Source organism: Bradyrhizobium sp. CCGUVB14 (assembly GCF_024199935.1).
GTDB lineage: Bacteria > Pseudomonadota > Alphaproteobacteria > Rhizobiales > Xanthobacteraceae > Bradyrhizobium.
This window is the reverse complement of the sequence record NZ_JANADS010000001.1, coordinates 6,566,043-6,585,359: the sequence shown is the minus strand read 5'-3', so window position 1 is coordinate 6,585,359 and position 19,317 is coordinate 6,566,043. Positions and strand designations below refer to the sequence as shown.

Annotated in this window: 15 protein-coding genes and 1 riboswitch; of the genes, 5 read left to right on the top strand and 10 right to left on the bottom strand. The window is 64.7% G+C overall.

What is annotated here, in order from left to right; genetic code table 11:
- Nucleotides 1-111: 111 nt before the first annotated feature.
- Both NLM32_RS30970 and NLM32_RS30965 read left to right on the top strand, forming a co-directional pair.
- On the top strand, nucleotides 112-582 hold the full coding sequence (locus NLM32_RS30970) for a hypothetical protein (protein ID WP_254132530.1): 471 nt from the start codon (nucleotides 112-114) through the stop codon (nucleotides 580-582).
- A gap of 42 nt (nucleotides 583-624) precedes the next feature.
- The gene (locus NLM32_RS30965; RefSeq protein WP_254132529.1) at nucleotides 625-1,599 is read left to right on the top strand and encodes a hypothetical protein; all 975 of its coding nucleotides are present in this window, start codon (nucleotides 625-627) and stop codon (nucleotides 1,597-1,599) included.
- 156 nt (nucleotides 1,600-1,755) lie between these two features.
- Here the strand turns inward: NLM32_RS30965 and gcvP are convergent, their stop codons facing one another.
- The 3 genes from gcvP to gcvT are packed head-to-tail and all read right to left on the bottom strand — an operon-like array spanning nucleotide 1,756 to nucleotide 6,168.
- Complete coding sequence (gcvP, locus tag NLM32_RS30960) at nucleotides 1,756-4,623, bottom strand: aminomethyl-transferring glycine dehydrogenase (RefSeq protein ID WP_254132528.1); 2,868 nt, start codon at nucleotides 4,621-4,623, stop codon at nucleotides 1,756-1,758.
- Between the two features lie 17 nt (nucleotides 4,624-4,640).
- A complete protein-coding gene (gene gcvH / locus NLM32_RS30955; protein ID WP_254132527.1) occupies nucleotides 4,641-5,009 on the bottom strand; it encodes a glycine cleavage system protein GcvH in 369 nt (122 codons plus the stop codon).
- Nucleotides 5,010-5,019: 10 nt separating this feature from the next.
- Nucleotides 5,020-6,168 (bottom strand): glycine cleavage system aminomethyltransferase GcvT, encoded by a 1,149-nt coding sequence (gene gcvT, locus NLM32_RS30950; protein ID WP_254132526.1) that lies wholly within the window; start codon nucleotides 6,166-6,168, stop codon nucleotides 5,020-5,022.
- Between the two features lie 146 nt (nucleotides 6,169-6,314).
- A riboswitch (glycine riboswitch) is annotated at nucleotides 6,315-6,403 on the bottom strand.
- 224 nt (nucleotides 6,404-6,627) lie between these two features.
- Here gcvT and alaS point away from each other — a divergent pair.
- Both alaS and NLM32_RS30940 read left to right on the top strand, forming a co-directional pair.
- The gene (gene alaS, locus NLM32_RS30945) at nucleotides 6,628-9,321 is read left to right on the top strand and encodes an alanine--tRNA ligase (RefSeq protein WP_254132525.1); all 2,694 of its coding nucleotides are present in this window, start codon (nucleotides 6,628-6,630) and stop codon (nucleotides 9,319-9,321) included.
- A gap of 6 nt (nucleotides 9,322-9,327) precedes the next feature.
- Entirely contained in the window at nucleotides 9,328-10,554 is a 1,227-nt protein-coding gene (locus tag NLM32_RS30940; protein ID WP_254132524.1) for a cyclic nucleotide-gated ion channel, read from the top strand.
- Nucleotides 10,555-10,558: 4 nt separating this feature from the next.
- Here NLM32_RS30940 and NLM32_RS30935 read toward each other — a convergent pair whose 3' ends face one another.
- The 3 genes from NLM32_RS30935 to NLM32_RS30925 all read right to left on the bottom strand — a co-directional run bounded on the left by NLM32_RS30935 (nucleotide 10,559) and on the right by NLM32_RS30925 (nucleotide 14,309).
- Nucleotides 10,559-11,062 (bottom strand): DUF3455 domain-containing protein, encoded by a 504-nt coding sequence (locus NLM32_RS30935; RefSeq protein WP_254132523.1) that lies wholly within the window; start codon nucleotides 11,060-11,062, stop codon nucleotides 10,559-10,561.
- A gap of 104 nt (nucleotides 11,063-11,166) precedes the next feature.
- On the bottom strand, nucleotides 11,167-12,381 hold the full coding sequence (locus NLM32_RS30930; protein WP_254132522.1) for an NADP-dependent isocitrate dehydrogenase: 1,215 nt from the start codon (nucleotides 12,379-12,381) through the stop codon (nucleotides 11,167-11,169).
- A 200-nt stretch (nucleotides 12,382-12,581) separates the two neighbouring features.
- On the bottom strand, nucleotides 12,582-14,309 hold the full coding sequence (locus NLM32_RS30925; protein ID WP_254132521.1) for a S9 family peptidase: 1,728 nt from the start codon (nucleotides 14,307-14,309) through the stop codon (nucleotides 12,582-12,584).
- Nucleotides 14,310-14,598: 289 nt separating this feature from the next.
- On the opposite strand from NLM32_RS30925, the gene NLM32_RS30920 reads away from it, so the two are divergent.
- Nucleotides 14,599-15,798 (top strand): TrmJ/YjtD family RNA methyltransferase, encoded by a 1,200-nt coding sequence (locus NLM32_RS30920; RefSeq protein ID WP_254132520.1) that lies wholly within the window; start codon nucleotides 14,599-14,601, stop codon nucleotides 15,796-15,798.
- Nucleotides 15,799-15,958: 160 nt separating this feature from the next.
- Here the strand turns inward: NLM32_RS30920 and NLM32_RS30915 are convergent, their stop codons facing one another.
- The 4 genes from NLM32_RS30915 to mddA all read right to left on the bottom strand — a co-directional run bounded on the left by NLM32_RS30915 (nucleotide 15,959) and on the right by mddA (nucleotide 19,265).
- The gene (locus NLM32_RS30915) at nucleotides 15,959-16,480 is read right to left on the bottom strand and encodes a hypothetical protein (RefSeq protein ID WP_254132519.1); all 522 of its coding nucleotides are present in this window, start codon (nucleotides 16,478-16,480) and stop codon (nucleotides 15,959-15,961) included.
- A gap of 248 nt (nucleotides 16,481-16,728) precedes the next feature.
- Complete coding sequence (locus tag NLM32_RS30910) at nucleotides 16,729-17,481, bottom strand: hypothetical protein (RefSeq protein WP_254132518.1); 753 nt, start codon at nucleotides 17,479-17,481, stop codon at nucleotides 16,729-16,731.
- Between the two features lie 54 nt (nucleotides 17,482-17,535).
- The gene (locus NLM32_RS30905; RefSeq protein WP_254132517.1) at nucleotides 17,536-18,513 is read right to left on the bottom strand and encodes an NADPH:quinone oxidoreductase family protein; all 978 of its coding nucleotides are present in this window, start codon (nucleotides 18,511-18,513) and stop codon (nucleotides 17,536-17,538) included.
- Complete coding sequence (mddA, locus tag NLM32_RS30900) at nucleotides 18,510-19,265, bottom strand: methanethiol S-methyltransferase (protein ID WP_254132516.1); 756 nt, start codon at nucleotides 19,263-19,265, stop codon at nucleotides 18,510-18,512. Before mddA ends, NLM32_RS30905 begins: the two co-directional genes overlap by 4 nt.
- Nucleotides 19,266-19,317: the final 52 nt, after the last annotated feature.

Genomic DNA, 19,317 nt, shown 5'->3' with positions numbered 1-19,317 from the left:
CTATCCGCCGATTGTCGAGATTGAATCTCACGAACTCAAATTAGCCAGCCGTGCATGGCGGGCCTATTGTGCGCCAACTCCGGAAAGTTGGCGCGATCCTTCAAGACGAATTTGGCCTGGCTGCCGCAACTTTCGCCCTATGCAACGGCTCTCCTCGAAGAGCTGCCGCGCCCCTCTTCGGGCCTTGGAGCCACGGAGTTGCGGATACTCCAGCTCATCGCCCGAGGCGGCCTGCAGCCTTTCGATGTCTTTCCGGGTCGTCAGAAGCACGCGGAGCTGCATGTCTACGGATATTGGGAAGTTGGCGAATTGCTTGATGGGCTCGCCCGGTGTGACAAGCCGGCGGTCGCTGGACTGGATGAAGGCCCGTTTTCACTGGAGATGCATAACGATTCCGACCGTCTCCAACGGTACAAGCAATCCCGATTGTCGCTGACCGAGTTCGGCAAGGCGGTGCTGGGAGGCGACCAGAATTTTCGCCAACACAACCGGATCGATCGGTGGTGGGGCGGCACTCGCCTGACCAACGAGCGGCTCTGGCGGTGGGACGGGGAGACCCATTCGTTGGTTGCGCCGGCCTGATGTGTGTTCCTGTTTTTGTGTATCAACCTTTAGGCGGCAATCGTGTCTCATTTGATCTTGGCGACGAACCATCTCGCAGAGAACGTCCTTGGCCAATCAGGCCTGGCGAACCTCGCGCTCGGGTTCTCTCTGCGCTTCGCCTCGGGCAAGTTGCCGTCCGAGGAGCAGCTCTTGATGGGGCTGGAGCGGCGATCGGCAAAGCACTGCAATTCAGGGGATCATTGGCTTGATGACGTTTGTCGTGGCTCGCTGAATGGTTTCGGCACGCGCGATATCGGTTTCTTCGAGCTGTGCGCGAAGTTCGATTCGATCGAAGTGTGGGTCGACCCGGTGCATAGTGATCAACTCGTGCTGGTCTGGCTCCTCGACCTGCTTCGCCCCTACAAGGAGATCACGTCGAAGCTGAGCCTGGTGCATACGGACGTCGAGGTTACCAACTATGCTCCGGAGTCCGTTGCAAAATGGAAGTTGCCGGCCTGCAAGGTGGCCGACAGCCATTTGGTGACCGCAAGCCGCGCCTGGCGAGCCTATCGGGCTGCAACGCCAGAGCCCTGTTTCGATCTGCTGATGACGGACCTCATGATCCTGCCGAGGCTTCGCGCGGCGCTCATTGCGATGCTTGAAGAGCTTCCAGGCAGGGTGACGGGACTCGGTGCCAGCGAAATGGACATGCTGGAGGATGTGAACAATGGGGAAACCGACCCAAGGCGCGTCACCGAGGCAAGATGGATTCGCGATGTGTTTGACGAGAACGAAGCCAGAAATGCCTTGCACGAACTGGCGGAATATTCGACGCCGCCGGTCCTGTTGGGCGATCCGTTGTTCGACGATGAGGACCGCTACTTCGGCAGGAGCGAGTGGAAGGTCACGTTGACCGACCTCGGGCGTTCGCTTGTCGCCCGCGAAGACGACATGTGGCGCCACAACTCCATCAAGCGCTGGTGGGGCGGCACTGAACTGACCAGCGAAAAGCTCTGGCGATGGGATCGCGAAAGCCGGTCGTTGGTTGCGCCTTAGAGGCGGGTTCGGTGCCGTAGGGTGGGCAAAGGCGCGTAGCGCCGTGCCCACGATCTTTCACGTCATGCAAAGGTGGTGGGCACGCTTTCCGCCTTCGCTCTTTCGAGCTACGGCGGACAAGCCGCTTTGCCCACCCTACGAGAGCTCCGTCGCGTCCTACTCCGCCGCTTCCGCGTAATCGCTCACCGGCGGGCAGGAGCACACGAGGTTACGGTCGCCATAGACGTTGTCGACGCGGCCGACCGGGCACCAATACTTGTCGGTGCGCGAGGTGCCGGCGGGGAAGCAGCCTTCGCTGCGGGCGTAGGCGCGCTTCCAATCGTCGTCGGCGATGTCGTGCACGGTGTGCGGGGCGTGGCGCAGAGGCGACGCTTCGATCTTGAAGCGGCCGGCCTCGAGCTCGGCGATTTCTTTTCGGATCGCAATCATGGCATCGCAGAACCGATCGAGCTCCGCCTTGGATTCCGACTCGGTCGGCTCGATCATCAGCGTGCCCGGCACCGGGAAGCTCATGGTCGGCGCGTGGAAGCCGTAATCGATCAGGCGCTTTGCGATGTCGTCGACAGTGACGCCGGAGGTCGTCTTCAGCGGGCGGGGATCGACGATGCATTCGTGCGCGACGCGGCCCCTGGCGTTCTTGTAGAGCACCGGGAAGTGCGCATCGAGCCTTGCCGCGACATAGTTGGCGTTGAGGATCGCGATCTCGGTCGCGCGCTTCAAGCCTTCGCCGCCCATCATCAGGATGTAGATGTAGGAGATGGTGAGGATCGAAGCCGAGCCGAACGGCGCGGCCGAGACCGGGCCGACCGACGCATCCGCCTGTGTGGCGGGGTGACCCGGCAGGAACGGCGCGAGATGCGCCTTCACGCCGATTGGGCCCATGCCGGGGCCGCCGCCGCCATGCGGGATGCAGAAGGTCTTGTGCAGGTTGAGATGGCTGACATCGGCGCCGTAATCGCCGGGCCGCGACAGCCCGACCTGCGCGTTGAGGTTGGCACCGTCGAGATACACCTGGCCGCCATGGCCGTGCACGATGTCGCAGATTTCGCGGATATGCTCCTCGAACACGCCATGCGTCGAGGGATAGGTGATCATGACCGCGGCGAGGTCGTTCGAATGCTTCTCCGCCTTGGCGCGGAGATCGTTGACGTCGACGTCGCCGTTGGCCTCGCAGGCGACCACCACCACGTCCATGCCGACCATCGCGGCCGAGGCCGGGTTGGTGCCATGGGCGGAGGAGGGGATCAGGCAGATCTTTCGGTGCGTCTCGCCGCGTGCGGCGTGGTAGCCACGGATCGCGAGCAAGCCGGCATACTCTCCTTGCGCGCCCGAATTCGGCTGCAGCGAGATCGCGTCATAGCCGGTGATGTCGCACAGCCATTTTTCCAGCCGCGCGAATAGCGCGTGATAGCCGGCGGCCTGCTCGCGCGGAGCGAAGGGGTGCAAGGACCCGAACTCGGGCCAGGTCAGCGGCATCATCTCGGTGGTCGCGTTCAGCTTCATGGTGCACGAGCCGAGCGGAATCATCGCGCGGTCGAGCGCGAGGTCGCGATCGCTGAGCTTGCGCATGTAGCGCAGCATCTCGGTTTCCGAGCGATGGGCGTGGAACACGGGATGGGTCAGGAACGCTGTGGTGCGCTTCAGGGGCTCCGGAAGCGCCTCGCGCGTGGTGGCGTCGATCTCGGCGTAGGACAGCTGACCGCCGAACGCGCGCCACACCGCTTCCACAGTCGCGGGCGTCGTAGTCTCGTCGAGTGCGATGCGGAGCGCAGTTTCACCAACGCCGAGATTGATTGTCTCGGCGGTCGCGCGCGCGATGATCTCGGCTCGCTCAGCGCCGGCATCGACGCTGAGCGTATCGAAGAAGGCCTCAGACTGCGGCGCAAAGCCGAGCTTGCGCAGGCCGGCCGCGAGCACGGCGGCGCGGCGATGCACGTTGCGTGCGATCTGCGCGAGACCCTCGGGGCCGTGATAGACCGCATACATCGCCGCGATCACGGCGAGCAGCACCTGCGCGGTGCAGATGTTGGAGGTCGCCTTCTCGCGGCGGATGTGCTGCTCGCGGGTCTGCAGCGCCAGGCGATAGGCCGGTGCGCCGCGCGAGTCGACGGAGAGGCCGACGATGCGGCCGGGCAGCGAGCGCTTCAGCGCGTCGCGCACCGCCATATAGGCCGCGTGCGGTCCGCCATAACCCATCGGCACGCCGAAGCGCTGCGCGGAGCCGATTGCGATGTCGGCGCCGAGTTCGCCGGGCGAGGCGATCAGCGTGAGCGCGAGCAGATCGGCGGCAACGATTGCGAGCGCACCCTTGGCCTTCAGCGCCGCAATCGCGGGCCTGAGGTCGCGCACCGCGCCCGAGGTTCCAGGATATTGCAGCAGCGCGCCCAGCACGTCTTGCTTGTCGAGATCGGTGAGGGGATCGCCGACGACCAGCGACCAGCCGAGCGGTTCGGCGCGGGTGCGCATCACCGCCAGCGTCTGCGGATGCACGTCCTTGTCGACGAAGAAGGCCTTGGCCTCGACCTTCGAATGCCGCTCCGCGAGCGCCATGGCTTCGGCTGCAGCGGTGGCTTCATCGAGCAGCGAAGCGTTGGCGACGTCGAGCCCGGTGAGATCGCAGATCATCGTCTGGAAGTTGAACAGCGCCTCCAGGCGGCCCTGGCTGATTTCCGGCTGGTAGGGCGTATACGCCGTGTACCAGGCGGGGTTTTCGAGGATGTTGCGCTGGATCACCGCCGGCAGGATCGTGCCGGAATAGCCCTGGCCGATCAGCGAGGTGAAGACCTGGTTCTGGCGCGCGAGCTCGGCCATATGCGCGATCGCCTCGGTCTCGCTCAGCGGCTTGCCGAGATCGAGCGGGGCGGCCTGCCGGATCGAGGCGGGCAGCGTCTCTGCCATCAGGGTGTCAACGCTCTTGGCGTTGACGGTCTCGAGCATTGCGGTGACATCGCGCGCCGACGGGCCGATGTGGCGGCGTGCGAAATTAGCGGCGGTATCGCCGTTCGACTTGCGGTGCGCGGTCATCGCTTGCTCCATCGTCCTTAAGCCGTGTGTGCCTTGTAGGCGGCTTCATCCATGAGGCCACCAAGCTCGCTCTTGTCGGCAATCTTGATCTTGAAGAACCAGGCTTTGCTCTGTGCATCCGAGTTCACCAGCGCTGGCTCGGCGGCGAGTTCGGCGTTGGTCTCGAGCACTTCGCCGGTAACAGGCGCGTAGACGTCGGAAGCGGCCTTGACCGATTCGACGACGGCGGCGGCTTCCGCCTTCTTCAGGGTGCGGCCGACCTTGGGCAGTTCGACGAACACGACGTCGCCGAGCTGCGACTGCGCGTAATCCGTGATGCCGACGGTTGCGACATCGCCGTCGATCGCGAGCCATTCGTGGTCGGTGGTGTACAGCGTCGTGGTCATTTTCTTGTCCTCAGCGTTTGTAGGTGTTTTTCACGAAGGGCATGGCGGCGACGGTGAGCGGCAAACGTTGCCCGCGCACTTCCGCAAAGAGTTTTGTATCGAGTGCGCTTGAGGCAGTGGGCACGTAGCCCATCGCCACCGGCGCATTCAGGCTCGGGCCGAAGCCGCCCGAGGTGACCTTTCCGATTGCGTCACCGCCCTCGCTGTTCGCGAACAGCAGCGCGCCTTCGCGCACCGGCGCGCGGCCCTCAGTGCGCAGGCCGACGCGGCGGCGAGCTGCGCCGTGATCGAAATGAGCGAGGATCTTGTCGGCACCAGGAAAACCGCCGGCGCGGGCGCCGCCGGTGCGGCGGCTCTTCTGCACCGACCATTCCAGCGCGGCCTCGACCGGCGTCGTGTCGGTGTCGATGTCGTGGCCATAGAGACAGAGCCCGGCTTCCAGCCGCAGGCTGTCGCGGGCACCAAGGCCGATCGGCATCACATCGGAGTTGTCCAGCAATGTCTTGGCGAGGCGCTCGGCATCGCTAGCTGCCACCGAGATCTCAAAACCGTCCTCGCCGGTGTAGCCCGAGCGCGAGACGAAGCAGGGGAGGCCGGCAACCTCGTGCGGGCCGGCATCCATGAACTTCATGGCGGGCGCTGCTGCACATAATTTCGCCAGCGCTGACTCGGCCTTTGGGCCCTGCAACGCGATCAGCGCGCGATCGGCAAGCGAATCGATGATGCAGGTGTCGGAGAGATTCGCGCGCAGATGCGCCTCGTCCTCGGCCTTGCAGGCGGCGTTGACGACCAGGAACAGGTGATCGCCGAAATTGGCGACCATCAGATCGTCCAGAAGCCCGCCATCTTCATTGGTGAACTGGGCGTAGCGCTGCCGTCCCGGTGCAATCGCCACAATATCCTGCGGCACCAGCCGCTCCAGCGCGCGGGCGGCGTCCTCGACCTTGCCGGATTTCGGCCGAAGGGCGATCTGGCCCATGTGGGAGACGTCGAACAGGCCGGCGGAGGAGCGGGTCTGAAGGTGCTCCTTGAGGACGCCTGCGGGGTACTGCACGGGCATGTCATAGCCCGCGAACGGCACCATCTTGCCGCCCAGCGTCACATGAAGGTCGTAGAGGGGGGTACGTTTCAGGGAGTCTTTGTCGTCACGCACGGACATCGCAGGGGTCCTCGGCGGTTCCCCGGGGACGATTCCCCGGAAGCAACCAGTCGAAGCCCCATCTGTCGCTGTGCCTGAGAGTATTATCCCGTCGGCGGACGCAGTCCGGGCTTCAAGCCCGTCGGCGCCTCTTTCCAGATGTCGTCAAAGCCACGCGGTCCTTTTGCCTGAGAGTTTCCGGGGCGGTTGCTCCTTCGGCGCCGGCAATGAAGCCGGTCTCTCCCGACGTGGCCGTACGATACAGATGGGTACAGACCACAGCCCGGCCAAGCCTGTCAACGCGCACCTGGCGGCTTTCCAACGGGATTGCGCGACTGCGGCAACCCTCTGATCTTTCTGCACAGTTTCTGGACAGCGAAGCTGGCCTTGTCTAAAAGCGCTTTGGCCCGCAGATATCAGCCCAAATCACCGGTTTGGATGGCACGAAAAGCGGGTCCAAGCACACCCGATTGGATGAACATGAGCGGCGTCAACGAGATCAGGTCGACCTTTCTGAACTTCTTTGCCGAGAACGGCCACGAGATCGTGTCGTCCTCGCCATTGGTGCCGCGCAACGATCCGACGTTGATGTTCACCAATGCCGGCATGGTGCAGTTCAAGAACGTCTTTACCGGCGTCGAGAAGCGGCCCTATCAGCGCGCCACCACGTCGCAGAAATGCGTGCGCGCCGGCGGCAAGCATAACGACCTCGACAATGTCGGCTACACCGCGCGCCATCTCACCTTCTTCGAGATGCTCGGCAACTTCTCGTTCGGCGACTATTTCAAGGAGCGCGCGATCGAGCTGGCCTGGAAGCTGATCACGAAAGAATACGGGCTGAAGAAGGACAAGCTGCTCGTCACCGTCTATCACACCGACGATGAGGCGGCCGGGCTCTGGAAGAAGATCGCCGGCTTCTCCGACGACCGCATCATCCGCATCCCGACCTCGGATAATTTCTGGGCGATGGGCGACACCGGCCCGTGCGGCCCGTGCTCGGAAATCTTCATCGATCGCGGCGATCACATCTGGGGCGGCCCTCCTGGCTCGCCGGAAGAGGACGGCGACCGCTTCCTCGAATTCTGGAATCTCGTGTTCATGCAATACGAGCAGGTGACGAAGGAGCAGCGCGTTGATCTGCCGCGTCCCTCGATCGACACCGGCATGGGCCTCGAGCGCATGGCCAGCGTCATGCAGGGCGTCGACAGCGTGTTCGAGACCGACCTGTTCCGCCATCTGATCGACGCGACGTCGTCGGCGCTGGGCAGCGGACCGAACGAGCAGACCGTGGCCTCGTTCCGCGTCATCGCCGACCATCTGCGCTCCTCGGCCTTCCTGGTCGCGGACGGCGTGCTGCCCTCGAACGAGGGCCGCGGCTACGTGCTGCGCCGGATCATGCGCCGCGCGATGCGCCATGCGCAGCTGCTCGGCGCCAAGGAGCCGCTGATGCATCGCCTGGTCTGGGCGCTGGTCCGTGAGATGGGCCAGGCCTATCCCGATTTGATGCGCGCGGAAAACCTGATCGAGGAGACGCTGCGGCTGGAAGAGACCCGCTTCCGCAAAACTCTGTCGCGCGGCTTGGCCATCCTGGATGAGAAGAGCGCGGGCCTGAAGAAGGGCGACATGTTCGACGGCGACGTCGCTTTCACGCTGTACGACACCTATGGTTTTCCGCTCGACTTGACGCAGGACGCGCTGAAGTCGCGCGGCATCGGCGTCGATCAGGCCTCGTTCACCGACGCGATGGAGCGGCAGAAGGCGAAGGCGCGCGAATCCTGGAAGGGCTCTGGCGAGGCGGCTTCTGAGGCGATCTGGTTCCCGCTGCGCGAAAAGCTCGGGGCCACCGAGTTTCTGGGTTACGAGACCGAGAGCGCTGAAGGCGTGGTGTCCGCGCTGGTGAAGGACGGCGCTGAGGTTGCCAGCCTGAAGGCCGGCGACACCGGCGCGCTGCTGCTGAACCAGACGCCGTTCTATGCAGAGTCCGGCGGCCAGGTCGGCGACACCGGCGTGCTGACGGGCGAGGGCGGCATCAAATTCCGCGTCACCGACACGCAGAAGAAGCTCGGCGATTTCTTCGTTCATGTCGGCACGCTCGAGAGCGGCGAGCTGAAGGTCGGCGCCGCGCTGCAGCTCGAGGTCGATCATTCCAGGCGTTCGTCGATCCGCGCGCATCACTCGGCGACGCATCTCATCCATGAGGCGCTGCGCCAGGTGCTCGGCGATCACATCGCCCAGCGCGGCTCGATGGTCGCGCCGGATCGTCTGCGCTTCGACTTCGTGCATCCGAAGCCGATCACGGCGGAAGAGCTCGCGCGTGTCGAGGACATCGCCAACGACGTGGTGCTGGAGAACGACGAGGTCACGACCCGCGTCATGGGCGTCGACGAGGCCCGCGAGGCCGGCGCGCGCGCGCTGTTCGGCGAGAAGTATGGCGACGAGGTTCGCGTCGTCTCGATGGGCAAGACCGCGCGCGAGCGCGGCACCAACGCGCTCGGCTGGTCGGTCGAGCTCTGCGGCGGCACCCATGTGCGGCGCACCGGCGATATCGGCCTGATCACGCTGACCGGCGAGAGCGCGGTGGCCTCGGGCGTGCGCCGCATCGAGGCTTTGACCGGCAACTACGCGCGCCGCCACGCCAACGAGACCATGGCGCTGGCGAAGACCGCGGCGAGCGAACTGCGGACCTCGATCGACGACGTTCCGGCGCGCATCACCGCGCTGATGGAGGAGCGCAAGAAGCTCGAGCGCGAGCTCTCGGATGCCCGCAAGAAGCTCGCGATGGGCGGCGGCGTGTCTGCCGGTGATGGCGCAGCCTCGGGCGTGCGCGACGTCGGCGGCGTCAAGCTGATGGCGCGTGCGGTCGAAGGCATCGAGATGAAGGATCTCAAGAGCCTCGCCGACGACGGCAAGAAGCAGATCGGCTCCGGCGTGGTCGCCATCGTCGGCGTCACCGAGGACGGCAAGGCCGGTGTGGTGGTCGGCGTCACCGCCGATCTCACCGCGCGCTTCAATGCGGTCAATCTGGTGAAGATCGCCTCCGAAGCACTCGGCGGCAAGGGCGGCGGCGGCCGTCCCGACATGGCGCAGGCCGGCGGCCCCGACGGCGGCAAGGCGACCGAGGCGTTGGCTGCGATCGAAAAAGCCATCCTCGAACAAAAAGCGGCAGGCGCTTAAAGGCAGATGGGCCTCGTTCCGCGAGGGCGTGGCCTGCGCGATCCCGATCTGAGGGATCGCCTCTACGAATTGCTGGAGCACGATCCCTTGGCCTATTCGGCCGGATCGCGCTTCATCCAGATCATCATCGGCGTCATCGTGCTCGATGTCCTCGCGATGATCCTGGCCTCGGTGCCGGAGCTGGATGCGCAATACGGTGCGCTGTTCTCCGGGATCAAGATCCTCTGCGTCATCGTATTCGCGCTGGAATATGCCGCGCGGCTCTGGACGGTGGCGGGCCATACGCCGCGCAATCGCTCGCCGCTCGCCGACCGGCTCGGCTATGCCGTCTCGGCGCTCGGCATCATCGACCTCATGGCATTCCTGCCTGCCGCGATCGTGCTGGTGATGGGGCGGCACGCAACCCTGGCCGCGCTCGGCGTGCTGCCGTTCTTCAAGCTGATCCGATATTCACCGGCGATGCGCTCGCTGCTCGCCGCCGTGCATGCCGAGCGGCGGGCGCTGATCGGCTGCCTCGTCATCCTGACCGGCGCGGTGTTGACGTTCGCCTCGCTGCTCTACGCCGTCGAGCGCGACGTGCAGCCGACCAAGCTCGGCACCATTCCGGACGCGATGTGGTGGGCGATCGTGACGCTCGGCACCGTCGGCTATGGCGACGTCGTGCCGGTGACGGCGCTCGGCAAGATCATCTCGGTCCTCACCATCATCAGCGGCTTCGCCATGATCGCGCTGCCGGTCGCGATCATTTCCACCGCCTTCGCCGAAGAGGTGAAGCGGCGCGATTTCGTCGTGACCTGGGGGATGCTCGCCCGCGTGCCGCTGTTCTCGCATCTCGCGGCCGGCGAAATCGCCGACATCATGCGGCTGCTCCGCGCGCGTACCATCGAGCAGGGCGAGGTTTTGGTGCGGCGGGGCGATGCGGCCTCGTCGATGTATTTCATCACCGCCGGCGAGGTCGAGATCGCGCTGCCGAGCCAGCAGGTGCGGCTCGGCGACGGCACGTTTTTCGGCGAGATCGCGCTGCTGCACAAGACCAAGCGCAGCGGCACGGTGACGGCGACGCGCAAGACGCGGCTCTTGCTGCTCGACGCCCAGGATTTTCACGCCCTGATCGCGCGCATGCCGACGCTCGCCGCCCACGTCCACGAGACGGCGCGCGCGCGGCTGGAGGAGACCGGCGATCTCGCCGCGGCCGAACTCGCGCAGGCCGAGCGCGAGGGCACCGACCGCTAGGCGGTCAGCCCTTCTTCAGGAAGACGTACTCGGCCGAGTAGGGCGCGCTTTTGAACTCGCCGGCCTTGTCGCAAGGACCCTCGAGCTTGCCGCCATGGGTGTTGATGCGCTGGACCGTGGTGACCGGCGTCAGCACGCCGCTGCCGCGGCGGGAGGCGACCTCGAGCTTCAGCCAGGGAATATCGGCCGCCGTTGCGCCCGGAGCATTGCCGATCGCCTTGCCCACGACGGCGCTGCCGTCGGCGTGCTCCCAGTTCGGCCCCGCATAGTGGCGGCCGATGGTCTTGCCCTCCGAGAGCAGCGTCGCGATCGGCTCGCGGAAAGCCCAGGCGAGCTTGCCGTCGGTGCCGGCCTTGCACTCATAGACCTGCGCGCCCTCGGCGTGGACGCTGAGCACGACGCTCTCGCCGGCGGCGGCGATGGCCTCGGGCAGCGTCTCGGCGGCGGAGGCAGGCGCGGCCATGGCGGCGAGCAGCAGCAGGCAGCGGGCAACAAACTTGGTCGACATGGTCGTATCTCTCCGCAAGGGGCTCTCAAAAAACGAACGGGCCGCGTGTGAGACGCGGCCCGGGATGATGTCTGGCCCAGTCGGGCGAAAATGCGGATGGCAGCTTAGGCCGCCAGCGCCTTCACAAGGTTGTCAGCGACCTTGTCGAGGAAGCCGGTGGTCGAGAGCCAGCGCTGGTCGGCGCCGACCAGGAGCGCGAGGTCCTTGGTCATGTAGCCTTCCTCGACGGTGTCGACGCAGACCTTTTCCAGCGTGGCCGCGAACTTCGCGAGCGCCGGATTGTTGTCGAGCTTGGCGCGGTGCGACAGGCCACGGGTCCAGGCGAAGATCGACGCGATCGAGTTGGTCGAGGTCTCCTTGCCCTTCTGGTGCTCGCGGTAGTGGCGGGTCACCGTGCCGTGGGCGGCTTCGGCTTCGACCGTCTTGCCATCCGGGGTGAGCAGCACCGAGGTCATCAGGCCGAGCGAGCCGTAGCCCTGGGCCACGGTGTCGGACTGCACGTCGCCGTCGTAGTTCTTACAGGCCCAGACGTAGCCACCGGACCACTTCAGCGCCGAGGCGACCATGTCGTCGATCAGGCGGTGCTCGTAGGTCAGGCCCTTGGCGTCGAACTCCTTCTTGAACTCGGCGTCGAAGATCTCCTGGAAGATGTCCTTGAAGCGGCCGTCATAGACCTTCAGAATCGTGTTCTTGGTCGACAGGTACACCGGGTAGCCGCGCAGCAGGCCGTAGTTGAAGGAGGCGCGGGCGAAGTCGATGATGGAATCGTCGAGATTGTACATCTCCATGGCGACGCCGGCGCCCGGAGCCTTGAACACTTCCTTCTCGATCACGGTGCCGTCCTCGCCGACGAACTTCAGCGAGAGGGTGCCCTTGCCCGGGAACTTGATGTCGGTGGCGCGGTACTGGTCGCCATAGGCGTGGCGGCCGATGATGATCGGCTTGGTCCAGCCGGGAACCAGGCGCGGCACGTTCTTGCAGATGATCGGCTCGCGGAAGATCACGCCGCCGAGGATGTTGCGGATGGTGCCGTTCGGCGACTTCCACATCTGCTTGAGGTTGAACTCCTTCACCCGGGCCTCGTCCGGGGTGATGGTGGCGCACTTGACGCCGACGCCGACCTTCTTGATCGCCTCGGCGGCGTCGATGGTCACCTGATCGTTGGTGTGGTCGCGGTACTCCATGCCCAGGTCGAAATACTGCAGCTCGACATCCAGGAACGGGTTGATCAGCTTGTCCTTGATGTACTGCCAGATGATCCGGGTCATCTCGTCGCCATCGAGCTCGACGACGGGATTGGATACCTTGATTTTTGCCATGATCGGAGAAGCCTTCTTGGGAACTGGAGGAAATCTCCCGCGCTATAGCACCGCCCGGGGGCGGGCGGAAGCGGAGCGGTTATGCACTTTCAGCCCATCTTTTCGCCGAGAACCGCCATTCCCTGAGGTCGGAATGACGGCCCTCGCACCTTGTTTGGGCACCGATCCCCGGAGCGAACCGGCGCCCTCCGAGAACGCTTCTAAAAGGCGGCCTGGGTGGCCGTGCCGGCCACGATGTACCAGGTCACGAACAGGCCGGAGATCAGGGCGCCCGGCAGGCTCGATCCGGTCCGTCGCCAGGTGAAGGTCGCGATCACGGCGACGATCGCGAGCAGCGGCACGAACTGGATGGCGACGATGGTCGAGAGCGGCACGAAGCCGGGATCGGGGAGCGGGTTGAACAGCTTTCCGGTCAGCCAGAGCGTGCCGTATTGCAGGACCAGCAGCACGATGAAGCCGAACGTCAGCGCCAGAATATTGGTCAGATAAAGCGCGAGCCGCGGCGCCTCCATGGTCGAGAAATTCCGGTGCAGCACGTGCAGCGCCACGACGAAAAACGCCGTGAACGGAATCAGGTAGATCAGGAAGATCACACACTGCTTCTGGTTCATCAGCTTCAAGGCGATGATCCAGAATCGGAAGTCGATCTTGAAGGCGAGGTCGGCCAGCCACAGCGCGGCATAGCCGACGGCGACGGAGATAACCGCGATCGCGAGCGACTGGCCGAGCAGCCCGGTCCGGCTCTTGCGCTTCGGGGCGAAGCCCATCAGCGCCAGCGTGATCAGGCCGTTGATGATGGCCCAGACCAGGATCTGGTTCGTGATGCCCTGCGGCAGGTACGCCGACGGCGTCACGAAGCTGCCGCCCAGGGCGAAGGCCGGGTAGTAGGTCAGCGCCGGAATGAACGCGGACAGAATGAAAGCTGCGGTCCAGCGCCGGCCGGCGGCGGCATGATGCGGCGGCATGGTGCCGTCGGGGACCGCGGGCAGGCGGAGGCGGGCGAACATCTGCGCTTCGAGCAGGCCGTCGAACGTGCCGATCAACAGCGCGACGAAACCAACAAACGCGATCAGCGTGCCGAGCTCCTTGCGGAACCAGATCTGGTCGTCGGCCGGGCGCGGCGTGCCACCCTGCAGCGTCTTGGCGAACCAGTCGAGGCTGTAGCCGATTGCCTCATGCGAGATGTGTTCGGCCGGATGCGTAATCGCGGGCGTGTAAAGCACCCGGGCGGTCCCGGCCGTTGGGTCGCCATAGACCTTGCCCGGCTCGACCGGCCCCTGCGTGCCGAACATCGCCCACAGCTTGGGGCTCTTGGTGACATCGCGGGCGAGATCGACACCCCACATCAAGGTGGAGAATTCCTCGTACTGGGCGAACACCAGCGCCACATTGCGCGGCCAGCTCGTGGTGCCGTCGGCTGCGAAGGGCTTACCGGTCGAGGAGCCTTCCAGCACCATCGACTTGTAGTCGTTCGGCATCGCCGTGGCCGCGGCCAGCACAGTCCAGCCACCCATCGAGTGACCCTCGAGGCCGATATTGGCCTTGTCGACGATGTCGAGGCTGCGCAGATAGGCGAGGCCGTCAGGGCCGCCAAAGCCGTTGGCGAAGGCGGGTGGATCGCTATAGCCATGGCCGGTCTGGTCCAGCGCCAGCACGACATAGCCGCGGCGGGCGAATTCGATGGCGAAGCCATCCTGGGTCTCGCGCGAATTGATGTAGCCGTGGACGGCGAGGATGCCGGGGGCCGGGGTCTGTGCGGTGGCATTTTGGGGGATGTAGAGCAGGGCGCTCATGGTGTTGCCCTTGGCGCCCTTGAACCTGACATCCTGGATCCGGATGCCACCTGCGGTCTGCGTCAGATGGGCGATGAGGCCGCCCACCACGATCAAGACCAGTCCCAGAAGCGCCAATTTCCACCGCTTCACCATCACCGTCCCCCCGCTCAATCGTTGCTTTAGCTTCGGCCTTTCGGCTTCGCTTTGGTTGTGGTTGATAGCCATATCCGAAAGCAATGCGCGCGCAAGCCGAGCGGTGAAATCGTCCCCAGTTGAGGTGCGATTGAGGTTTCGCAAACGCCGCTAACCCTGTTATCTCCCTCGAGAAATTGCGCCGCGCGGAAGGCGGGCGGGGCGGCGTGGATGAAGGTTTGGATCAGGGTCTTCGAACAGACGTTCAAGCTCTTCTTAAGCCGAAAGCTGAAGCAGAAAGTGGAATGAGATGTCCGGCACCGACAAGACCAAGGCAGGGCTCGCACTCGACGGTCCCATCGTGATCCTGGTCGAGCCGCAGCTCGGGGAAAATATCGGCATGGCCGCGCGCGCCATGGGCAATTTCGCCCTGAGCCGCTTGCGCATCGTCAACCCGCGTGACGGCTGGCCGAACATCGCGGCCCAGCGGGCCGCCGCCGGCGCCGACCACATTCTGGAAACGGTCGAACTGTTCGACACCGTGGAGCAGGCGGTGGCTGACCTCGACCTGCTGTTCGCCACCACCGCGCGCCCTCATGATCAGGCCAAGCCGGTGGTGGGGCCGGAAGCGGCAGCAAGCGAGATTTCGGGACACGTTGCCACCGGCGGCAAGGCCGGCATCTTGTTCGGCCGGGAGCGCTGGGGCCTGACCAATGAGGAGGTCGGGCTCTCCAACCGCATCATCACCTTCCCGGTCAATCCGGGCTTTGCCTCGCTCAACCTTGCCCAGGCCGTGCTGCTGGTCGGCTATGAATGGTTCAAGCGCGCGACCTCGGGCGAACTGCCGCACGGCATGCCGGAACGCTCCGAGCGCGCCTCGCAGCACCAGATGCAGTCCTTCTTCGACAACCTCATCCGCGAGCTCGACCGCGTCGAATTTTTGCGCCCGGCCGAGAAGCGCGACACCATGCTGGTGAACCTGCGCAACATCTTCTCCAGGATGGAGCCGACCAAGCAGGACATGCACACGCTCCACGGCGTGGTGATGGCCATCGCGGAAGGCCGCAAGGGCCCGGCCAAGGGCGGCGTGCTCGATGGCGAGCAGGCCACGCGCCTGCGCGCGCTGCTGGCCGAGCACGGCCAGGGCGGCGGCGTGCCCGACAGCGGCTCCACCGTGCGCGGCCTTGCGCGCCTGCTCCGCCGCAACCCGACCGATGCCGAGCGCCTGCTCTGGCAGGCGCTCACGCGCGATCGCCGTTTCGCCGGGCAGTTCAAGCGCCAGACCCCCGTGGGCCGCCACATCCCGGATTTCGTCTCCTTTCCGCACCGGATCGCGATCGAGCTGGTGAATCCAGGCGAGGGCGAGACGATTGCGGCGGATCGTGCGTCGCGGCGGTCGTGGTTGGAGGCGCGTGATTATCGCGTGCTGGAGATCCGCGCGGCGGATGTTGAGCGCGATCTCGAGGCGGAGCTGGTGCGGCTTGCCGGGATGGTGGAGCAGGGCGCGTAGGTTTTGCCTCGCGGAGGGTCTCGTAGGATGGGCAAGGGCGCGGAGCGCCGTGCCCACGACTTTTTGCCTTCGGGCACAGTGGCGGGCACGCGTCCGCCTTCGCTCTTCGAGCTGCTGCGGACGAGTCGCTTTTTGCCCACGTAAGAAATCGCCCAAACGACTATTTCGGAGGCGATCTGAGCCGATCACGTTCAAACTCCGAGATCTCCCGCTGCCATTCCCGGTATCGGTCTGTGTCTATCGGAGATCCGAGAAGATGAAATCCGAAAGCATCCTCGTACATCGAAACATAATATTCCTGCGCCAACTGGCGCGGCGTACTGGGTCCTAAAGCATAGGTGGGAATAAAGCCGCTTGTACCGAACGTGACGCTTACGAGCTCCTGCTCAGGTGGCTTGCCGCGAATGACGTCGAGCACCTTGAGCATCGCGGAATAAGGTTCTTTCGGCATTTTGCCCGATGAACGTCCGGACTGGTCGGGACCTAGCAGAAACGCAGGTCGTCCCATCACGCGCACCTTGGCCACGGTGACCTGATCCTTCGGCGACGGCAGCGTGGGCTTCGAGAATTCGACGGGGACCTCATCCGAAAAGTAGGCGATAGGTCCTTCGACCGCCTCTGCGGATGTTGCCGCGCTGACAAGCATCATACAGACAAAGAAGTTAGCGAGAGACTTGATCACCAACGACATCCCTACCCAAATTGCGACAGCACGTCAGGATAGTATTGCGGTATTACGGTGACAGGCCCTCGTGGATAAGGCAAAGCGACTTGTCCACCGTAGCTCGAAGAGCGAAGGCGGAAGCGCGCCCACGATGCTTTTCTGAGCCGAGAGAGATCGTGGGCACGGCGCTGCGCGCCTTTGCCCACCCTAAGAGACCGCGCTTGTGGTTTGTAGGGCGGGTTAGCGAAGCGTAACCCGCCGCCTTGCTATCCGCGCCCGAGCTGTACCTCGCGCTCCACCGCAATCCATGTGGTCTTCGCGACCGCCAGCAATTTTCCGGCTTCGTTATGCAGCGCGGCATCAGCCGTGCGCTTGCGGCCGTCGCGGCCGGTGGGCCAAGCCGTGATGATGCAGCGCGTGCCGGCGCGCGGGCGGGCTTCAATCCGTGCGGACATTCGGCCGAGCAGCAGCGGCGTGCGGTCGACGGCGGTGCTCTGCGGATCGCAATTGCTGGCGAAGCCGGTGGGACAATCGAGCGCCGACCAGAGGAATTCGGGGGCGATCAGGCCGTCCTCGGCGGCGAGGTTGGGATCCGGAATCCAGCTCGCTGCAAGGACGGGTTTGTGCGCATGACGGCCGAGCGGACCGGCGACGATGCGCAAGCCGTCGCCTTTGGCTCTCGCGGGACCGCAGACGAAGCAGGTCGGCAAGGGATGCTCGTGCGGTTTGATTGGTGTCAGCAGTTCGGCGGCGCTGGCTTCCGCGAAGCTGGCTGTCTCGAGGCGCGCAAGCTCGACACTCGCCGCGCGTCCTGTTGCGACGATTTTGGCGCCATCGCGAAGCTCCCATGTACCGTCGTTCGTCGCTGCCGCATCGAGCGGCGTGTCCAGGGGAGGCGGCGCGCGCAGCGTCACCTCGGCGCCGCCGGGAATGTGCTGGGCCAGCCGGCCGCAGACATAGCCGCCATTGCCGGAGTTCGGCGGGCCGCAATAGCGCTTGTCGATGATGATCTCGGTCAACGGTTAGATTCCTGAAGTTTCCACGGCGTCATGGCCGGGCTTGTGCGGGTTACTCTATCGGATCTTGAGGACAATTCTTCCCTGAACCGTCCGGTTGGCGACGGCGAGCATGGCGTCACGGGCCTCCTCCAAAGGGAGGACGCGGTCGATGTGCGGGCGGATGTGTCCGTCGGCCAGCAATTGCATCAACGTGTCGTTCATGTGTGCGGCCTCTGCGGAAAATTTCTCCGCCCAGGCGCCGACGAAGACGCCGATGATGGCATAGTTCTTCAGAAGTGGCAGGTTCATCGGGACCTGTGGAATTTCGCCGCTGGTGAAGCCGATCGGCATCAGCCGCCCGCCCCAATTCATCAATCGCGCCATCTGTTCGAGAATCGCGCCGCCGATGTTGTCGAAGCCGATATCGATGCCTCGACCTGAGGTGACCGACTTGATGCGGTCGCGCAGATCCTCGCTGCGATAGTTGATCACATCGCTGGCGCCGTAGAGGCGCACCAGCGGGGCCTTGTCGTCGGAGCCGACGCCGGCGATGACGCGGAGGCCCAGATGGCGGCCGAGATCGACGGCGGCAAGCCCGACGCCGCCGGCGGCGCCCGTGATGAAAACGGTCTCGCCGGCTAGCGCCCGTGCGCGCTCGACCAGCGCATAATAGGCGGTGCCGTAATTGTGCAGGATGGTCGCCGCCGCCTCGAACGAGACGCCATCGGGCAGACGAACGCTCTTCGATTCCTTGGCAATCATCCGTTCGGCGTAGCCGCCGGTCCAGCTGCTGCAGGCCACGCGATCGCCGGGGGCGAATTGTGTGACCCTCTCGCCGATCGCGACGACCACACCGGAGGCTTCCGTGCCGGGCACGAAGGGCAGCGGTGGTCGCATCTGGTAGAGGCCCGAGACCAGCAACTGGTCCATGAAGCTCACCGAGGCCGCATGGACGTCGATGAGAATCTCGTCATCGGCCGGCTTCGGCTCGGCGATCTCGCCGACGCGAAGGTCAGCCGGTCCTGTGAAAGAACGACAAAGAACCGCTCTCATCGCGGCGCTCCTTCGGTCTGGCGGCGCACGAACAGCCGCGGCACCAGCATGGGAACGCGCTGGCGATATTGCTGATAGGTCGCGCCAAACTCGGCGATCAGATCCCGTTCCTCGAACTGCAGCGCGACCAGGATGTAGGCGGTGTTCGCGAGCGCGAACAGCAGACGGCCGATCGTCATCTCGGGCGTCGCCCAGAACGCGAGCAGGAAGCCGAGCATGATCGGATGCCGTACGATCTTGTAGAGCAGGGGCGTCCGGAACGATTGACCTGATATCTTGGCTCCGCGCCACGCGACGATGGCCTGGCGTACGCCGAACAGATCGAAATGATCGATCATGTGGGTCGAGGCGAACGCGATCAGCCAGCCGAGCCAATGCACAGAGGTCAGCAACCATGCCGTAACTCCCCGCGTCTGCCAGATCGGCATCGGGATCGGCCGCCATTGCCAGAACAGCAAGAGGAGGACCAGGCTGGAGAGCAGCACATAGGTGCTGCGCTCGCAGGCCGCGGGACGGAATTTGGCCGACCATCGTTTGAACGCGGGACGCGCCATCACGCTGTGCTGGATGGCAAACAGGCTCATCAGCAGCAGATTGACGACGATGGCCTCGCCTGGACTTGTGGGGCTGCCGACGTCGATGGATTTCGGCACGACATAATTGCCGACGAAACCGAGCGCATAGAGAAATGAGATCGTGAACAGGGCGTAGCTCACGAGGGCGTAGAGCAGGATCAGGACGCGCGAGACCATGTTTTTTCCTATTGTGCCTGTTGCAGCGGTGACGCATGCAGGAGCCTGCATC